The 14,381-nt window shown below is 60.8% G+C and carries 25 protein-coding genes; 1 reads left to right on the top strand and 24 read right to left on the bottom strand.

Annotated elements, in window-relative coordinates; translation table 11 throughout:
* Positions 1 to 15: 15 nt before the first annotated feature.
* The 23 genes from rplO to AC25Z0_RS09010 all read right to left on the bottom strand — a co-directional run bounded on the left by rplO (position 16) and on the right by AC25Z0_RS09010 (position 12,499).
* Positions 16 to 672: a 50S ribosomal protein L15 gene (gene rplO / locus AC25Z0_RS08900; protein WP_488132932.1), complete on the bottom strand. Its 657-nt coding sequence runs from the start codon at positions 670 to 672 to the stop codon at positions 16 to 18.
* On the bottom strand, positions 672 to 854 hold the full coding sequence (rpmD, locus tag AC25Z0_RS08905) for a 50S ribosomal protein L30 (RefSeq protein WP_066597599.1): 183 nt from the start codon (positions 852 to 854) through the stop codon (positions 672 to 674). Before rpmD ends, rplO begins: the two co-directional genes overlap by 1 nt.
* A complete protein-coding gene (gene rpsE, locus AC25Z0_RS08910) occupies positions 854 to 1,522 on the bottom strand; it encodes a 30S ribosomal protein S5 (protein WP_488132933.1) in 669 nt (222 codons plus the stop codon). Before rpsE ends, rpmD begins: the two co-directional genes overlap by 1 nt.
* Positions 1,523 to 1,554: 32 nt before the next feature.
* Positions 1,555 to 1,926 (bottom strand): 50S ribosomal protein L18, encoded by a 372-nt coding sequence (gene rplR / locus AC25Z0_RS08915; protein WP_488120596.1) that lies wholly within the window; start codon positions 1,924 to 1,926, stop codon positions 1,555 to 1,557.
* A gap of 2 nt (positions 1,927 to 1,928) precedes the next feature.
* Complete coding sequence (gene rplF / locus AC25Z0_RS08920) at positions 1,929 to 2,465, bottom strand: 50S ribosomal protein L6 (protein ID WP_488120595.1); 537 nt, start codon at positions 2,463 to 2,465, stop codon at positions 1,929 to 1,931.
* Between the two features lie 6 nt (positions 2,466 to 2,471).
* Positions 2,472 to 2,870: a 30S ribosomal protein S8 gene (gene rpsH / locus AC25Z0_RS08925; protein ID WP_488120594.1), complete on the bottom strand. Its 399-nt coding sequence runs from the start codon at positions 2,868 to 2,870 to the stop codon at positions 2,472 to 2,474.
* A gap of 103 nt (positions 2,871 to 2,973) precedes the next feature.
* Complete coding sequence (rplE, locus tag AC25Z0_RS08930) at positions 2,974 to 3,561, bottom strand: 50S ribosomal protein L5 (RefSeq protein ID WP_488120593.1); 588 nt, start codon at positions 3,559 to 3,561, stop codon at positions 2,974 to 2,976.
* Complete coding sequence (rplX, locus tag AC25Z0_RS08935) at positions 3,561 to 3,920, bottom strand: 50S ribosomal protein L24 (RefSeq protein ID WP_488120592.1); 360 nt, start codon at positions 3,918 to 3,920, stop codon at positions 3,561 to 3,563. The genes rplE and rplX overlap by 1 nt, the downstream gene beginning before the upstream one ends.
* A gap of 3 nt (positions 3,921 to 3,923) precedes the next feature.
* On the bottom strand, positions 3,924 to 4,292 hold the full coding sequence (gene rplN, locus AC25Z0_RS08940; RefSeq protein ID WP_414802430.1) for a 50S ribosomal protein L14: 369 nt from the start codon (positions 4,290 to 4,292) through the stop codon (positions 3,924 to 3,926).
* Between the two features lie 33 nt (positions 4,293 to 4,325).
* Positions 4,326 to 4,619 (bottom strand): 30S ribosomal protein S17, encoded by a 294-nt coding sequence (gene rpsQ, locus AC25Z0_RS08945; protein WP_488120591.1) that lies wholly within the window; start codon positions 4,617 to 4,619, stop codon positions 4,326 to 4,328.
* Positions 4,620 to 4,621: 2 nt separating this feature from the next.
* A complete protein-coding gene (rpmC, locus tag AC25Z0_RS08950) occupies positions 4,622 to 4,948 on the bottom strand; it encodes a 50S ribosomal protein L29 (protein ID WP_488120590.1) in 327 nt (108 codons plus the stop codon).
* Positions 4,948 to 5,367 carry a 50S ribosomal protein L16 gene (rplP, locus tag AC25Z0_RS08955; RefSeq protein WP_488120589.1) on the bottom strand — a complete coding sequence of 140 codons (420 nt, stop codon included), beginning with the start codon at positions 5,365 to 5,367 and terminating at the stop codon, positions 4,948 to 4,950. Before rplP ends, rpmC begins: the two co-directional genes overlap by 1 nt.
* 2 nt (positions 5,368 to 5,369) lie before the next feature.
* On the bottom strand, positions 5,370 to 6,134 hold the full coding sequence (gene rpsC / locus AC25Z0_RS08960) for a 30S ribosomal protein S3 (protein ID WP_488132934.1): 765 nt from the start codon (positions 6,132 to 6,134) through the stop codon (positions 5,370 to 5,372).
* Entirely contained in the window at positions 6,134 to 6,499 is a 366-nt protein-coding gene (gene rplV, locus AC25Z0_RS08965) for a 50S ribosomal protein L22 (protein ID WP_488120587.1), read from the bottom strand. The genes rpsC and rplV overlap by 1 nt, the downstream gene beginning before the upstream one ends.
* A 26-nt stretch (positions 6,500 to 6,525) precedes the next feature.
* Positions 6,526 to 6,807 carry a 30S ribosomal protein S19 gene (gene rpsS, locus AC25Z0_RS08970; RefSeq protein ID WP_414802424.1) on the bottom strand — a complete coding sequence of 94 codons (282 nt, stop codon included), beginning with the start codon at positions 6,805 to 6,807 and terminating at the stop codon, positions 6,526 to 6,528.
* A 9-nt stretch (positions 6,808 to 6,816) separates the two neighbouring features.
* On the bottom strand, positions 6,817 to 7,656 hold the full coding sequence (gene rplB, locus AC25Z0_RS08975) for a 50S ribosomal protein L2 (RefSeq protein ID WP_488120586.1): 840 nt from the start codon (positions 7,654 to 7,656) through the stop codon (positions 6,817 to 6,819).
* A 24-nt stretch (positions 7,657 to 7,680) separates the two neighbouring features.
* Entirely contained in the window at positions 7,681 to 7,983 is a 303-nt protein-coding gene (rplW, locus tag AC25Z0_RS08980; RefSeq protein WP_488120585.1) for a 50S ribosomal protein L23, read from the bottom strand.
* On the bottom strand, positions 7,983 to 8,633 hold the full coding sequence (gene rplD, locus AC25Z0_RS08985; RefSeq protein ID WP_488120584.1) for a 50S ribosomal protein L4: 651 nt from the start codon (positions 8,631 to 8,633) through the stop codon (positions 7,983 to 7,985). Before rplD ends, rplW begins: the two co-directional genes overlap by 1 nt.
* A gap of 3 nt (positions 8,634 to 8,636) precedes the next feature.
* Positions 8,637 to 9,296, bottom strand: coding sequence for a 50S ribosomal protein L3 (rplC, locus tag AC25Z0_RS08990; RefSeq protein WP_488120583.1), 660 nt, complete (start codon positions 9,294 to 9,296; stop codon positions 8,637 to 8,639).
* An 8-nt stretch (positions 9,297 to 9,304) separates the two neighbouring features.
* On the bottom strand, positions 9,305 to 9,613 hold the full coding sequence (gene rpsJ, locus AC25Z0_RS08995; RefSeq protein ID WP_005050520.1) for a 30S ribosomal protein S10: 309 nt from the start codon (positions 9,611 to 9,613) through the stop codon (positions 9,305 to 9,307).
* A gap of 655 nt (positions 9,614 to 10,268) precedes the next feature.
* On the bottom strand, positions 10,269 to 11,243 hold the full coding sequence (locus AC25Z0_RS09000) for a hypothetical protein (RefSeq protein WP_488132935.1): 975 nt from the start codon (positions 11,241 to 11,243) through the stop codon (positions 10,269 to 10,271).
* A 223-nt stretch (positions 11,244 to 11,466) separates the two neighbouring features.
* Positions 11,467 to 12,192, bottom strand: a complete 726-nt coding sequence (locus AC25Z0_RS09005; protein ID WP_488132936.1) for a YoaK family protein — start codon at positions 12,190 to 12,192, stop codon at positions 11,467 to 11,469.
* Between the two features lie 85 nt (positions 12,193 to 12,277).
* Positions 12,278 to 12,499: an Rv0909 family putative TA system antitoxin gene (locus AC25Z0_RS09010; RefSeq protein WP_488132937.1), complete on the bottom strand. Its 222-nt coding sequence runs from the start codon at positions 12,497 to 12,499 to the stop codon at positions 12,278 to 12,280.
* Between the two features lie 86 nt (positions 12,500 to 12,585).
* On the opposite strand from AC25Z0_RS09010, the gene AC25Z0_RS09015 reads away from it, so the two are divergent.
* A complete protein-coding gene (locus AC25Z0_RS09015) occupies positions 12,586 to 13,044 on the top strand; it encodes an OsmC family protein (protein ID WP_488132938.1) in 459 nt (152 codons plus the stop codon).
* Positions 13,045 to 13,169: 125 nt separating this feature from the next.
* Here the strand turns inward: AC25Z0_RS09015 and tuf are convergent, their stop codons facing one another.
* Positions 13,170 to 14,363, bottom strand: coding sequence for an elongation factor Tu (tuf, locus tag AC25Z0_RS09020; protein ID WP_488120578.1), 1,194 nt, complete (start codon positions 14,361 to 14,363; stop codon positions 13,170 to 13,172).
* Positions 14,364 to 14,381: the final 18 nt, after the last annotated feature.

Raw genomic sequence — 14,381 nt, forward strand, 5'->3', positions numbered from 1 at the left:
ACCAGCGTCTAGGACTTACTTGATTGAGCCACCTGCGGCGACGATCTTCTGCTCAGCTGAGCTGGAGACCTTGTCGACTGCAACGTTCAGCTTAACCGTAATGTCTCCATTACCGAGAACCTTGACCTTCTCGTTGTTCCGGACAGCACCCTTGGCTACCAGGTCGGCAACGGTTACGTCGCCACCCTTCGGGTACAGCTCGCCCAGCTTCTCCAGGTTTACAACCTGGTACTCAACGCGGAACGGGTTCTTGAATCCGCGCAGCTTCGGGGTGCGCATGTGCAGAGGCATCTGCCCACCCTCAAAGCCGATACGAACGGTGTAGCGGGCCTTGGTGCCCTTGGTGCCACGACCCGCGGTCTTACCCTTGGATCCCTCACCACGACCAACGCGCTGCTTAGCCTTCTTCGCTCCGGGAGCGGGGCGAAGGTGGTGTACCTTCAGCACGTGCTCACGGGTCTCAGCGGGCTCAGCCTTCGCGGCGGCCTTCTTGGGGGCAGCGGCCTTGGCCGGTGCCTTCTCAGCGGCAGCCTTGGCCGGAGCCTTGGTTGCTGCTGCCTTGGCCGGTGCCTTCTCAGCGGCAGCCTTGGGAGCTGCAGCCTTCTTAGCGGTCTTTACTTCAGTGGCGGGCTTGTCGGCTGTCTTCTTGACAGCGTCCTTCTCGTCAGCCATTAGTCAATCTCCTCGACCTTCACCAGGTGAGCAACAGTATTGACGTAGCCACGGTTCTGCGAGTTGTCCTCGCGGATCGTGACGGCGCCAATGCGACGCAGGCCCAGGCTGCGAAGCGTGTCGCGCTGGTTCTGCTTCTCACTAATTTTGGACTTGATCTGCGTAATCTTCAGCTGAGCCATTAGGCACCTGCCTTTGCAGTCGCTGCAGCAGCAGCTGCGTCGGCGTCGGCACGCAGGAAGCGGGCCGGAGCCACGTCTTCATAAGCAAGGCCACGACGAGCAGCCACAGCACGCGGCTCCTCGAGCTGGTGCAGGGCCTCAACCGTTGCGTGCACGATGTTGATGGTGTTCGACGAACCGAGCGACTTGCTCAGAACGTCGTGGATGCCTGCACACTCGAGTACGGCGCGAACCGGACCACCGGCGATAACACCGGTACCGGCAGCAGCCGGACGAAGCAGAACAACGCCTGCGGCGGCCTCACCCTGGACGGGGTGGGGAATGGTCAGGCCGATGCGGGGAACGCGGAAGAAGTTCTTCTTCGCTTCCTCGACGCCCTTGGAGATAGCGGTCGGGACCTCGCGGGCCTTACCGTATCCAACGCCAACCAGGCCGTTACCGTCTCCGACGACGACCAGAGCGGTGAAGCTGAAGCGACGACCACCCTTGACCACCTTGGAAACACGGTTGATGGTGACAACGCGCTCCAGGAACTGGCTCTTCTCCGCGTCGCGACTTCCGCGCTCACGGTTCGGGTTACGCTCGCGGCCGCCGCGACGAGCCTCACGAGGCTCGTTCTGTGCGGGAGCGGTCGACGCAGCGGTCTCCACGGGTGCCTCTACAGCCACCTCAGGCTCCTTGTTAGTAGGTTCAGTAGTGCTCACAGGTTCAATCCACCCTCTCGAGCTCCCTCGGCGATAGCAGCTACGCGACCCGCGTACTTGCTTCCACCACGGTCAAATACAACTGCTTCGATACCTGCAGCCTTGGCGCGCTCTGCAACAAGCTCGCCGACCTTGTGTGCCTTGGCAGTCTTGTCACCATCGAAGGTGCGCATGTCTGTTTCAAGCGTTGATGCCGATGCGAGGGTGATGCCCTTGCTGTCGTCGACGACCTGCACGAATACGTGACGAGCCGAACGGTTGACAACGAGGCGCGGACGAACCGCGGTGCCCTCAATCTTCTTGCGAAGACGCGTGTGCCTGCGTGTGCGGGCAGCCGACTTGCTCTTACCTCTAGTTCCGAGACCCATGGTTACTTACCACTCTTTCCGGCCTTGCGGCGAACAATCTCGCCGGCGTAACGCACACCCTTGCCCTTGTAGGGCTCAGGCTTACGAATCTTACGGATGTTGGCGGCTACCTCGCCGACGGCCTGCTTGTCAATTCCGCTGACCGTGAGCTTGGTGTTGCCATCAACGGTGAGTGAGATGCCTGCAGGCGGGTCGATGAGAACCGGGTGCGAGAAGCCGAGGGCGAACTCAACAGAGTTACCCTTCTGGGCTACGCGGTAACCGGTACCGACGATTTCGAGGCCCTTGCTGTAGCCCTGGGTCACACCGATGATCTGGTTGGAGATCAGGGTGCGGGTCAGGCCGTGGAGCGAACGCGAAGCGCGCTCGTCGTCCGGACGGGTGACCAGAACCTGGGCATCCTCGATGTTGACCTCGATGGGACGCGAAACGGTGAGCGACAGCTCGCCCTTCGGGCCCTTGACGGTGACGAGCTGGCCGTCAGCCGTTACTGTGACCCCGGCAGGGATCTCAATGGGGAGTCTTCCAATACGCGACATTGTTGGCTACCACACGTAGGCGAGAACTTCTCCGCCTACGCCCTTCTTCTCTGCCTGACGGTCGGTGAGCAGACCGCTGGAGGTGGACAGGATAGCAACGCCGAGGCCGCCGAGAACCGTGGGGATCTCAGTCGACTTTGCGTATACGCGGAGACCAGGCTTGGATACGCGCTTGATGCCAACGATTGAACGTTCGCGGTTCGGGCCGAACTTGAGGGTCAGCGTCAGGGTCTGGCCGACCTTTGCGTCGGTCACGTCCCAAGCCGAGATGTAACCCTGGGCCTTCAGAATGTCCGCAATGTGGGACTTGAGCTTGCTGTGCGGCATAGACACTGTCTCGTGGTACGCCGAGTTAGCGTTGCGCAGTCTGGTCAGCATGTCTGCGACCGGATCTGTCATTGTCATGATGTGTTGCCTTTCTCGCCTGGTTTCGTGCATCCGTTACACGGATGACGACCTGTGGTGGTGGTGGGGCTGGACGATTGTCCAGCCCCGGTGATACAGCTTATTAGACCTGAGCGTCGTTCGACTTGAACGGGAAGCCGAGCGCCTTGAGCAGTGCGCGGCCTTCTTCGTTGTTCTTGGCGGACGTCACAACGGTGATGTCCATTCCGCGAATACGGTCGATACGGTCCTGGTCGATTTCGTGGAACATTACCTGCTCGGTCAGACCGAACGTGTAGTTTCCATTTCCATCGAACTGCTTGTCCGACAGTCCGCGGAAGTCGCGGATGCGGGGCAGTGCCAGGCTGAGCAGGCGGTCAAGGAACTCCCACATGCGGTCGCCACGAAGTGTGACGTGCGCACCAATGGGCTGGCCCTCACGCAGTTTGAACTGCGCGATGGACTTGCGTGCCTTGTTGATCTGCGGCTTCTGGCCGGTGATCTTGGTGAGGTCTGCAACGGCGCCGTCAATGATCTTGCCGTCGCGAGCAGCCTCTCCGACACCCATGTTGACGACGATCTTCACCAAGTTCGGCACCTGGTGCACGTTGGTGAAGCCGAGGTCCTTCGTGAGCTGTGCGGAGATCTCGTCGCTGTACTTCTGCTTGAGACGCGGCTGGATTTTGCCAGCTGCAACTGCGGTGTCAGTCATTACAGGTCCTTACCTGACTTCTTGGCGTAACGAACGCGGACCGTCTTGGTGACGCCGTCCTTCGTTACTTCCTCAATGCGAACGCCAACCTTGGTCGGCTTCTTGGTCTCCGGGTCAACGATCGCGACGTTGGAAACGTGGATTGCGGCTTCCTGGGTCTCGATGCCACCGGTCTTCGTTCCACGCTGGGTCTGGCCAACGCGAACGTGCTTGGTGACGAAGTTGATGCCCTCTACGAGGACGCGGTTCTTTTCAACCTGTACCTCGAGGACACGACCCTGCTTGCCACGGTCTCCGCCGCGAGCCTGGCTGCGACCGGTGATGACCTCTACGAGGTCACCCTTCTTGATTCTGGCCATGACTTAGATAACCTCCGGAGCCAACGAAATGATCTTCATGAACTTCTTGTCGCGAAGCTCGCGACCGACCGGTCCGAAGATGCGGGTACCGCGGGGGTCACCGTCATTCTTCAAGATCACTGCGGCGTTCTCATCGAACTTGATGTACGAACCGTCTGGACGACGGGTCTGCTTTTTGACGCGAACGATGACAGCCTTGACGACGTCACCCTTCTTGACGTTTCCGCCAGGGATCGCGTCTTTGACGGTGGCAACGATCGTGTCGCCCAGTCCTGCGTAGCGACGGCCGGAGCCACCGAGAACGCGGATGGTCAACAGTTCCTTGGCACCCGTGTTGTCGGCAACTTTGAGCCGTGATTCTTGCTGAAGCACTTTCTAACTCCTTCTTTCAAGTAAGCGCGAGGCTTACTTGGCCTTCTCGAGAATCTCGACCAGGCGCCAGCGCTTTGAGGCGCTGAGCGGACGGGTTTCACTGATCAGGACCAGGTCGCCGATGCCGGCAGAGTTCGCCTCATCGTGAGCCTTCAGCTTGGATGTGCGGCGGATGACCTTGCCGTACAGCGGGTGCTTTACGCGGTCTTCAACCTCAACAACGATGGTCTTATCCATCTTGTCGCTGGTGACGTAACCACGCACCGTCTTGCGGTAGCCGCGCACGAGAGCCTCGGCAGCGACGACCTTTTCGTCAGACTTCGCCATGGCTAGGCCTCCTTCGTCTCGGTCTCAACTGCAGCGTCTTCGACGACTGCGGTCTTGGCCTTCTTGGTCTTCTTCTCGTCCTTGGCTGCAACAGGTGCAGCAACCGGAGTCGCACGAATACCCAGCTCGCGCTCACGGAGAACCGTGTAGATGCGAGCGATGTCGCGCTTGACAGCGCGCAGGCGTCCGTGGCTCTCCAGCTGGCCGGTTGCCGACTGGAAGCGCAGGTTGAACAGCTCTTCCTTAGCCTTCTTCAGCTCTTCGAAGAGTCGTTCGTTTTCAAAAGTGTCGAGCTCGTGCGAGGCGAGCTCCTTGGATCCGATCGCCATTATGCGTCGCCCTCCTCGCGCTTGATGATGCGTGCCTTAAGGGGCAGCTTGTGAATTGCACGGGTCAGTGCCTCACGAGCAACGGTGTCAGAAACACCGCTGAGCTCGAAGAGAACGCGACCCGGCTTGACGTTCGCAACCCACCACTCGACGGAACCCTTACCGGAACCCATGCGGGTTTCAGCAGGCTTCTTGGTCAGCGGGCGGTCAGGATAAATGTTGATCCAGACCTTTCCGCCACGCTTGATGTGACGCGTCATCGCGATACGAGCGGACTCGATCTGACGGTTGGTCACGTAAGCGGGAGTGATTGCCTGGATACCGTACTCACCGAAGGTGACCTTGGTACCACCGGTGGCGTGGCCGCTACGGCCGGGGTGGTGCTGCTTGCGGTGCTTGACTCTGCGTGGAATCAACATGGTTATGCCTCAACTCCTGCTGCTGCAACCGGTGCCGTAGCCTCTGCACGAGGTGCACGGCGCGGACGGTCGTCACGGCGCTCGGGGCGAGACGACTTAGCGTTCGCCTGCTCGCGAGCGAGTTCCTTGTTGGTGATGTCGCCCTTGTAGATCCAGACCTTCACGCCGATGCGACCGAAGGTGGTCTTCGCTTCGTAGAAGCCGTAGTCGATGTTCGCGCGGAGGGTGTGCAGCGGCACGCGACCTTCGCGGTAGAACTCGGAACGGCTCATTTCAGCGCCACCAAGACGGCCGGAAACCTGGATGCGAACACCCTTGGCGCCGGCGCGCTGTGCACCCTGCATACCCTTACGCATTGCGCGGCGGAAAGCCACACGTGCGGAGAGCTGCTCGGCGATGCCCTGTGCGACGAGCTGAGCGTCAGCTTCGGGGTTCTTGACCTCGAGGATGTTCAGCTGGATCTGCTTCTTCGTGAGCTTCTCGAGGTCTGAGCGAATACGCTCGGCCTCTGCACCACGACGGCCAATCACGATGCCCGGGCGGGCGGTGTGAATGTCAACGCGGACACGGTCACGGGTGCGCTCGATCTCGATACGCGAAACTCCCGCGCGGTCGAGGCTCGTGCTCAGCAGGCTGCGGATCTTGACGTCTTCAGCAACAAAGTCGCTGTAACGCTGACCCGGCTTCGTGCTGTCGGAGAACCAACGCGACACGTGGTCGGTGGTGATTCCCAGACGGAAGCCATAGGGGTTTACTTTCTGACCCATTACTTCGTACCCTCCTCAGGAGTGGCGAGCACAACAGTTATGTGGCTGGTGCGCTTCAGAATCTGGAATGCGCGGCCCTGTGCACGCGGCTGGAAACGCTTGAGGGTCGTGCCCTCATCAACGAATGCCTGCGAGATGTACAGGTCCTGCTCGTCCAGGAAGGTGTTGTCAGCATCTGCCTTGACCCTCGCGTTAGCGATGGCCGAAGCAACCAACTTGTACACCGGCTCGCTCGCACCCTGGGGTGCGAACTTCAGGATTGCCAAAGCTTCCTGTGCCTGCTTGCCGCGGATCAAGTTGACAACGCGACGAGCCTTCTGGGGGGTAACGCGGATGTGACGCACACGTGCGATCGACTCCACCATTTCTTATCCTCCTTCACGTCACCGCGTTAGCGGCGACGGCCCTTCTTGTCGTCCTTCACGTGTCCACGGAAGGTGCGGGTGGGTGCAAACTCGCCGAGCTTGTGCCCAACCATTGACTCGGTGACGAACACCGGGATGTGCTTGCGACCGTCGTGCACCGCGATGGTGTGGCCCAGCATGGCTGGGATGATCATCGACCGGCGTGACCAGGTCTTGATGACGTTTTTGCTTGCGGCTTCATTCGCCGTGACAACCTTGCGAAGCAGGTGGTCGTCAACGAATGGGCCTTTCTTGAGACTGCGTGGCATCGTCTACTCCTACTTACGCTTCTTGCCGACGGTACGGCGACGAACGATGAGCTTGTCGCTTTCCTTGTTGATGTGGCGGGTGCGCCCTTCCTTCTGGCCCCAGGGGGAGACAGGGTGACGTCCACCGGAAGTCTTACCTTCACCACCACCGTGCGGGTGGTCGACCGGGTTCATAGCGACACCACGAACTGTCGGGCGAACGCCCTTCCAGCGCATGCGGCCGGCCTTACCCCAGTTGATGTTCGACTGCTCGGCGTTGCCGACCTCGCCGATGGTCGCGCGGCAGCGCGCATCAACGTTGCGGATTTCACCGGACGGCAAACGCAGCTGGGCGTAGGGGCCATCCTTCGCGACGAGGCGAACTGACGCACCGGCTGAACGAGCCATCTTGGCTCCTCCACCTGGGCGAAGCTCGATCGCGTGAATGATGGTACCGGTGGGGATGTTCTTCAAGGGCAGGTTGTTACCTGGCTTGATGTCCGCGCCGGCGCCCGACTCAACGATGTCGCCCTGGTTCAGCTTGTTCGGAGCGATGATGTAGCGCTTGGAACCATCGACGAAGTGCAGCAACGCGATGCGTGCCGTACGGTTCGGGTCGTACTCGATGTGAGCGACCTTGGCGTTGACGCCGTCTTTGTCGTTGCGCTTGAAGTCGATCACGCGGTACTGGCGCTTGTGGCCACCACCGATGTGACGAGTAGTGATGCGACCCTGGTTGTTACGACCACCGGTCTTGGACAGGGGACGAAGCAGCGACTTTTCAGGCGTCGAACGGGTGATCTCTGCGAAGTCCGCAACAGAAGAACCGCGACGACCTGGGGTCGTGGGCTTGTACTTACGAATAGCCATTTCTTATTCCTCTAACCCGTGCCGTTAGCCGACGGCCGTGAAGATGTCGATGGAACCGGACTTCAGCGTGACAATGGCACGCTTGGTGTCCTTGCGCTTGCCCATGCCGAACTTGGTGCGACGCGTCTTGCCCTGACGGTTCAGGGTGTTGATCGAAGCGACCTGGACCTTGAAGATTGACTCGATAGCGAGCTTGATCTCGGTCTTGTTCGAACGGGGGTCGACAAGGAAGGTGTACTTGCCTTCGTCGATCAGACCGTAGCTCTTCTCAGAGACGACCGGAGCGATGATGATCTCGCGGGGGTCCTTGTTGATAGCGGTAGCCATTATGCGGACACCTCTTCCTTCTTGGTCTTGCTCGCCACGAACGCCTCAAGGGCGCCCTTGGTGAAGACGATGTCGTCGCTGACGAGCACGTCGTAGGCGTTCAGCTGGTCCCACGCAAGAACGTGAACCGTCGGAACGTTGCGGATGCTGCGAAGCGTGAGCTCGTCTGAGCGCTCCAGAACGACCAGGACGTGCTTGCTGCTCGCCACAGTGTTCAGCAGCTCGAGAGCAGCCTTCGTGCTGGGGGTCTCACCCGTGAAGAGGGCTTCGACCACGTGCACGCGTGAACCACGGGCGCGGTCAGACAGCGATCCGAGGAGTGCTGCAGCGATCATCTTCTTGGGGGTGCGCTGGTCGTAGCTGCGCGGCGTCGGGCCGTGCACGATGCCACCACCGGTCATCTGAGGTGCGCGGATCGAGCCCTGACGAGCGCGACCGGTTCCCTTCTGCTTGAACGGCTTGCGGCCTGCACCGGAAACTTCGCCACGACTCTTGGTCGAGTGCGTTCCCTGGCGTGCGGCAGCGAGCTGCGCGACAACGACCTGGTGGATCAGCGGGATGTTGGTCTGAACGTCAAAAAGCTCAGCAGGAAGCTCAACGGAGCCAGCCTTCTTGCCCTTGGCGTCGACGATGTCGAGTGCGGTAGCCATGGACTACGCTCCCTTCACTGCGTTGCGGACGAATACGAGGCGGCCCTTGGCACCGGGAACGGCACCCTTGACCAGCAGCAGGCCCTTCTCGGCGTCGACTGCGTGAACCTTGAGGTTCAGCACGGTCACGCGCTCTCCACCCATACGACCGGCCATGCGCATGCCCTTGAAGACACGGCTCGGGGTCGAGGAAGCACCGATTGAACCGGGCTTACGGTGGTTACGGTGTGAACCGTGTGAGGCGGAGACACCCTTGAAGTTGTGACGCTTCATGACACCGGCGAAACCCTTGCCCTTGCTGGTGCCCATGACATCAACCTTGGTACCGGCTTCGAACACACCGTCAACGGTGAGTTCCTGGCCCAGGGAGTAGTCAGCGGCATCCGCAGTGCGGAGTTCGGTGAGGTGGCGGCGAGGCGTAACGCCTGCCTTGTCGAAGTGGCCTGAAGCCGGCTTGTTGACCTTGCGCGGGTCGATGGCCCCAGCCGCAATCTGAACGCCGGCGTAGCCGTCTTTTTCAGTGGTGCGAATCTGGGTCACGACGTTCGGCGTGATCTCGATGACAGTTACGGGAACGAGCTTGTTGTTCTCGTCCCAAACCTGGGTCATGCCGAGCTTCTTGCCGAGCAGACCCTTTGTGGTCTTGGTATCGGAGTAAGACATGGGTTCCCTTAGAGCTTGATCTCGATGTTGACGTCTGCCGGCAGGTCGAGTCGCATAAGCGAGTCGACAGCCTTGGGCGTCGGGTCGATGATGTCGATCAGCCTCTTGTGGGTGCGCATCTCAAAGTGCTCCCGGCTGTCCTTGTACTTGTGAGGCGAACGGATGACACACACCACGTTCTTCTCAGTGGGAAGCGGCACCGGGCCGACGACAGTTGCACCCGCGCGGGTTACAGTGTCGACGATCTTGCGCGCCGAGGTGTCAATGACCTCGTGGTCATATGACTTAAGTCGAATGCGGATCTTTTGTCCCGCCATGTCGAACTCTCTTTCTTGTCAAGGCTTCTTACCTTCCCCGAATGTGTCGGGGACTGCATTGGACGCCGTCGTAGTACTACTGCTGTCGCACCACTATTCTTCTGTCAATTTCGGCCGATGAGATTGCTCCCAACAGCCGGCCAACGCCCGCTCCCGGAACGAATCCCGGGGGAAGACATGGTTTTACCCACTTCTTCCGTGCAGTTGGTTTAAGCTATGTTCTTCTCCCCGCGGCCTAGCCCAAACTTCAGAAGAAGCGGCTATGCACTGACTGGCAGTGATCCCGTCGCTGCGCGCAGCGCACGAACGGAAATGTTGAACTAGACGATTCTGCCATAGGACAGGGGGTTAATGCAACCCGGGCGTGTCGCGTTGGGCGTGTCGTGAGTTCCCCGTCATTCTGCGGAACTTGCCGCCTCTGCACGATGCACAGAAGGCTCCCGATCGCCACTATCCGAGCATCGAATCTGCTGCCAATTCTGGATGCCATTCTGAGTCCAATTCGTCGCGGGCTCGAGGCCTATTCCGACCTGATGACCTGGTCGCAGGAGCCATTCGAACGGTTGTCGTACGCCCCGCTACACGAACGCAGCTGCGCGGGTGCTGCAGCTCCCGCGTAGCTGCGTTCAACCCGCGCAGCGCCGGCGGAATGGGGTCAGCTGGAAGCCAGGCTCAGTGGGAGCGTGGCGCGCCCAGTAGGGAGCCCCAGCTCGAGTAGGCGCGCCCGTAAGCGCGGTCGACTCATCGCGACACGTGAGTCCCAGCGTCCAAAGCTCAACACCTTGCGCCGAATCCGGTCTTCCCTGACCTTCTCCGCTTTCACGATGTCGAACGACGTTCTCCCGGCCAGAAGCGCCGGATCGGAGTACTTCGAGTCGCCATCGCATTCGCCGACCGCACTGAAGTCCGGCCAGAAGAAGTCGGTGTCGTAGGCGCAGCCGTCGACGACGAACTCCTGCTGCAGCACAGGCTCCGGAAACCCGCTCAGCGCCATGTTGACTCTGCTGCCCGTCTCTCCCGTCGATCCAGACAAGTGCGTGCCGAATGTGATGAAGGCCAAAGCTCGCGCTGAGCCATTGAACGGCAGCATCCGTTGCCACGTCGCGAGGAGTTCAGGTTTCGTCGTGAGAGGAGGTCTGCGCCCGAACTTGTCCACGGCCAGGGCGCTGTCGATAACACCTACCGCCGCTTTGATCTCCAAAATCGCAGCCAGATCGACAGTTGTGCGTGCCACTGACGTGACCAGTACGCCCTTGTGAAGCGTGACATCCTGTGCGTCGAAGCCAATGCCATGAACCCTGATGCCCCGTGAGGACCGCCCGCCCGAACGTCGCTCGGTCACGAAATGCACATCTTCCGGCCAATGTCCGATGAGTGGGAGCCCCCACAGCACTGCGCTTGAATAGTGGCTGAGCGGCGGCGGCCCTGATCGTGAGAGAGCCGCTGCCAGGACCCTGACCTCGTATTTCTGATCGTCTCCAAGCGCCTGCCAGTCTGCCGCTGGAAAGTACTGGCCGCGATTGATGCGGACTAGTTCGTGCCGCTTCACCTGGTCCCGCAGGCGCAGGTCAGCGCCGAACGAATCCCTGATGTCCGAGGCGAAGATGAGCGAGTCAGAATAGGTGGGCATGAGCGAATCCTGGGTGACCGCCGAAATGCCGTCGTGCCCGAGGCCACATCGGTGGAGAAGCCAACGTCTGCGCTCCTGTGGAGGACAGCGACGGGGACGCACGGGTCGGTAGCGTGAAGCCACGCTGAGCGATGCGGGTCGGACGCAGCTTCGCTGTGGTTGCAACTCCCGCGCAGCTGCGTTCAGCCCGCGCAGCGCCGCGTAGGAGCCGATGGCCCTGGCCTCAGGAACTATCCGAACCGCCTGTGTGTAGCTCCACGATCTCGCGCTGTCGCGCCATGGCCAGCAGCGTTGTTCCGATCCCCATCACCACGGCGGCACAGATGAGGGCATCGGCTCCGCTCGTCCACAGGATGAGGAACGCCCCCGTCGCCCCGCCGCAGCCCATGGCGAGCACAGCGCCCAGCCGTCGAGGCCACCGATCGCCCTTTCCACCAGCCAGGTGGCTCTGCATAGCCAGGTTCACGAGTGTGCTCGTCACCACAACCGTGTTGACATCGTTGACGCCAGCCGCGCGGATGCTGACGGCCTGCATTCCCATGCTGAAGGCCAATAGCCCGGTCGTGATCAGGAGGGCCTGATGCGGCAGCTCCCCCAGGATGCGCCACCACACGCCGATCCCCAGCACGACGACGGCCGAACTGGTCAACACCGCCAGGTTTGCGGTGGGGAAACGGCTGGGGTGGGTTCGGCCGTGGACTATGCGTCCACTGAACAAAGCACCAATCAGGAATGCAGCGAGGGCCAGACTGTTGTTCAGCAGCGGCACATCGGTGTCACCGGCGAGTCCGAAGCCGATGAACAGCACATTGCCGGTCATGTTCCCCGTGAAGACCCGGTCGAGGGCGAGATAGCTCACGGCGTCGACGATGCCGGTCGAAAGCGTCAGAACAACGAGCCCCGGCAGGTAGAGCGGGTCGAGCGCGGCCTTCACCGGCGACTCAGCCATGCGGAATCCTCTCGCCCTGTCCCCCCACGCCCAAGCGGGGTCACACACGAGTGCGACCCCGCCTTTGCCTTATCTGAGCTGCGGACTACTCATTCCCGACGGCTTTGTCTGCCTTGTCCTTGGCCGTGTTGATTTGCTCGTTGAACTTGCCTCCTGTGACCTTGTTTGCCGCGTCTGCGACAGCGTTGAGCAGCTTGTCGCTCACGTCTTCGGCTTTCTCGCCCTTGAGCGCATCCTTGAACTTGTTGTCTTTGAGCAAGTCCTGTGCCTTCTTGGTGACGTCGTCCAGTCCCACGATCTTCTCCATTTCTGGCTGCTCACATGCAGTCGTTTTTTCCACGATATGACGGCTCCCCGCCCTGCGCAATCGTCGGCTCACGGCAGGATAAAGGTATGACTGATTCTTCTCTCCCCCAGAGCACTCGCGTCGCACGCGGAAGCGTCTCTGTTCGCCGCACCGGTTCGCGCACCTATTCCGGCAGCAACGAACGCGGCGACACCGTGTTGATCGGCCCAGCAGATGCCGCCGGCCACTTCACGCCAGGCGAACTGTTAAAGCTCGCCCTGGCCGGTTGCGCCGGCATGAGCTCTGACCACTCGATCGCCCGGCGACTCGGCGACGGCTACGAGGCCACCATCTGGGCACACGGCCAGTCGGATCCGAAGGAGGAACGCTACTTCGCGATCGATGAGGAAATGCTGCTGAACCTGGACGGGCTAGAGCCAGCCGACGTGGAGAAGTTGCTCACGGTCATCCGGAATTCGATCGACCGAAGCTGCACGATTGCCCGGAGCGTGAAGGACAGCATCGAGCTGACAAAGAGCGTGAACGGGATGCCGCTCTCGCACTAGGCGGGTCAGGGCGCCGCGCCCGCCTTGGTGGCTGGCCTGCTCAACCCGCGAAACGGGCGGTTAAACAAACAACGGGGCCGGACCCGAAGGCCCGACCCCGTTGCGTGAAACGCAAGTAGTGGAAACTACTTGATGATCTTCGTTACCGTTCCAGCGCCGACGGTGCGGCCACCTTCACGAATAGCGTAGCCGAGGCCCTCTTCCATGGCGATCGGCTGAATCAGCGCGACAGTCATGTCGGTGGTGTCGCCAGGCATGACCATCTCGGTGCCCTCGGGCAGCGTGATGACGCCGGTGACGTCGGTGGTGCGGAAGTAGAACTGCGGACGGTAGTTCGCGTAGAACGGGTTGTGACGACCGCCCTCTTCCTTTGACAGGATGTACGCGGTGCCCTCGAAGTCGGTGTGCGGCGTAACCGAACCCGGCTTGACGACAACCTGGCCGCGCTCTACGTCTTCGCGCTTGATACCGCGAAGCAGCAGACCACAGTTCTCGCCGGCCCAAGCCTCGTCGAGCTGCTTGTGGAACATCTCGATACCCGTAACCGTGGTCTTCTGCGTCGGGCGGATGCCAACGATTTCGACCTCAGAGTTGATAGCAAGGGTTCCACGCTCGGCGCGGCCCGTAACGACGGTTCCACGACCGGTGATCGTGAAGACGTCCTCGATCGGCATCAAGAACGGCTTGTCCTTGTCGCGGATCGGGTCGGGGATGAACGAGTCAACGGCCTCCATGAGGTCGAGGATGCTCTTGGTCCACTTCTCGTCGCCCTCAAGAGCCTTGAGGCCGGAGACCTGGACAACAGGAGCGTTGTCGCCATCGAAGCCCTGGCTGGAGAGGAGTTCGCGAACCTCGAGCTCAACGAGCTCAAGGATCTCTTCGTCGTCAACCATGTCGGACTTGTTCAGTGCAACGAGCAGCGACGGAACGCCGACCTGCTTCGCGAGCAGAACGTGCTCACGGGTCTGAGCCATCGGGCCGTCAGTAGCGGCAACCACGAGGATTGCGCCGTCCATCTGTGCAGCACCGGTGATCATGTTCTTGATGTAGTCAGCGTGACCAGGAGCATCAACGTGAGCGTAGTGACGCTTAGGCGTCTCGTACTCAACGTGGGAGATGTTGATGGTAATACCGCGCTGGCGCTCTTCGGGAGCGGAGTCAATCGACGCGAAGTCGCGCTGCACGTTGGTAGCGGACGGGTACGTGTCAGCCAGGACCTTCGAGATCGCTGCCGTCAGCGTGGTCTTTCCGTGGTCAACGTGACCGATTGTTCCGATGTTTACGTGCGGCTTTGTCCGCTCGAACTTGGCCTTGGCCACTGTGGGTCCTCCTCAGGA

The organism is Leifsonia sp. Y862 (assembly GCF_057669585.1).

Excerpts from the sequence above, each read along its gene's own strand:
- rplO (WP_488132932.1), bottom strand. The coding sequence starts at position 672 with ATGGCTGACGAGAAGGACGCTGTCAAGAAGACAGCCGACAAGCCCGCC.
- rpmD (WP_066597599.1), bottom strand. The coding sequence starts at position 854 with ATGGCTCAGCTGAAGATTACGCAGATCAAGTCCAAAATTAGTGAGAAG.
- rplR (WP_488120596.1), bottom strand. The coding sequence starts at position 1,926 with ATGGGTCTCGGAACTAGAGGTAAGAGCAAGTCGGCTGCCCGCACACGC.
- rplF (WP_488120595.1), bottom strand. The coding sequence starts at position 2,465 with ATGTCGCGTATTGGAAGACTCCCCATTGAGATCCCTGCCGGGGTCACA.
- rpsH (WP_488120594.1), bottom strand. The coding sequence starts at position 2,870 with ATGACAATGACAGATCCGGTCGCAGACATGCTGACCAGACTGCGCAAC.
- rplE (WP_488120593.1), bottom strand. The coding sequence starts at position 3,561 with ATGACTGACACCGCAGTTGCAGCTGGCAAAATCCAGCCGCGTCTCAAG.
- rplX (WP_488120592.1), bottom strand. The coding sequence starts at position 3,920 with ATGGCCAGAATCAAGAAGGGTGACCTCGTAGAGGTCATCACCGGTCGC.
- rpsQ (WP_488120591.1), bottom strand. The coding sequence starts at position 4,619 with ATGGCGAAGTCTGACGAAAAGGTCGTCGCTGCCGAGGCTCTCGTGCGC.
- rpmC (WP_488120590.1), bottom strand. The coding sequence starts at position 4,948 with ATGGCGATCGGATCCAAGGAGCTCGCCTCGCACGAGCTCGACACTTTT.
- rplP (WP_488120589.1), bottom strand. The coding sequence starts at position 5,367 with ATGTTGATTCCACGCAGAGTCAAGCACCGCAAGCAGCACCACCCCGGC.
- rpsC (WP_488132934.1), bottom strand. The coding sequence starts at position 6,134 with ATGGGTCAGAAAGTAAACCCCTATGGCTTCCGTCTGGGAATCACCACC.
- rplV (WP_488120587.1), bottom strand. The coding sequence starts at position 6,499 with ATGGTGGAGTCGATCGCACGTGTGCGTCACATCCGCGTTACCCCCCAG.
- rpsS (WP_414802424.1), bottom strand. The coding sequence starts at position 6,807 with ATGCCACGCAGTCTCAAGAAAGGCCCATTCGTTGACGACCACCTGCTT.
- rplB (WP_488120586.1), bottom strand. The coding sequence starts at position 7,656 with ATGGCTATTCGTAAGTACAAGCCCACGACCCCAGGTCGTCGCGGTTCT.
- rplW (WP_488120585.1), bottom strand. The coding sequence starts at position 7,983 with ATGGCTACCGCTATCAACAAGGACCCCCGCGAGATCATCATCGCTCCG.
- rplD (WP_488120584.1), bottom strand. The coding sequence starts at position 8,633 with ATGGCTACCGCACTCGACATCGTCGACGCCAAGGGCAAGAAGGCTGGC.
- rplC (WP_488120583.1), bottom strand. The coding sequence starts at position 9,296 with ATGTCTTACTCCGATACCAAGACCACAAAGGGTCTGCTCGGCAAGAAG.
- rpsJ (WP_005050520.1), bottom strand. The coding sequence starts at position 9,613 with ATGGCGGGACAAAAGATCCGCATTCGACTTAAGTCATATGACCACGAG.
- AC25Z0_RS09000 (WP_488132935.1), bottom strand. The coding sequence starts at position 11,243 with ATGCCCACCTATTCTGACTCGCTCATCTTCGCCTCGGACATCAGGGAT.
- AC25Z0_RS09005 (WP_488132936.1), bottom strand. The coding sequence starts at position 12,192 with ATGGCTGAGTCGCCGGTGAAGGCCGCGCTCGACCCGCTCTACCTGCCG.
- AC25Z0_RS09010 (WP_488132937.1), bottom strand. The coding sequence starts at position 12,499 with ATGGAGAAGATCGTGGGACTGGACGACGTCACCAAGAAGGCACAGGAC.
- AC25Z0_RS09015 (WP_488132938.1), top strand. The coding sequence starts at position 12,586 with ATGACTGATTCTTCTCTCCCCCAGAGCACTCGCGTCGCACGCGGAAGC.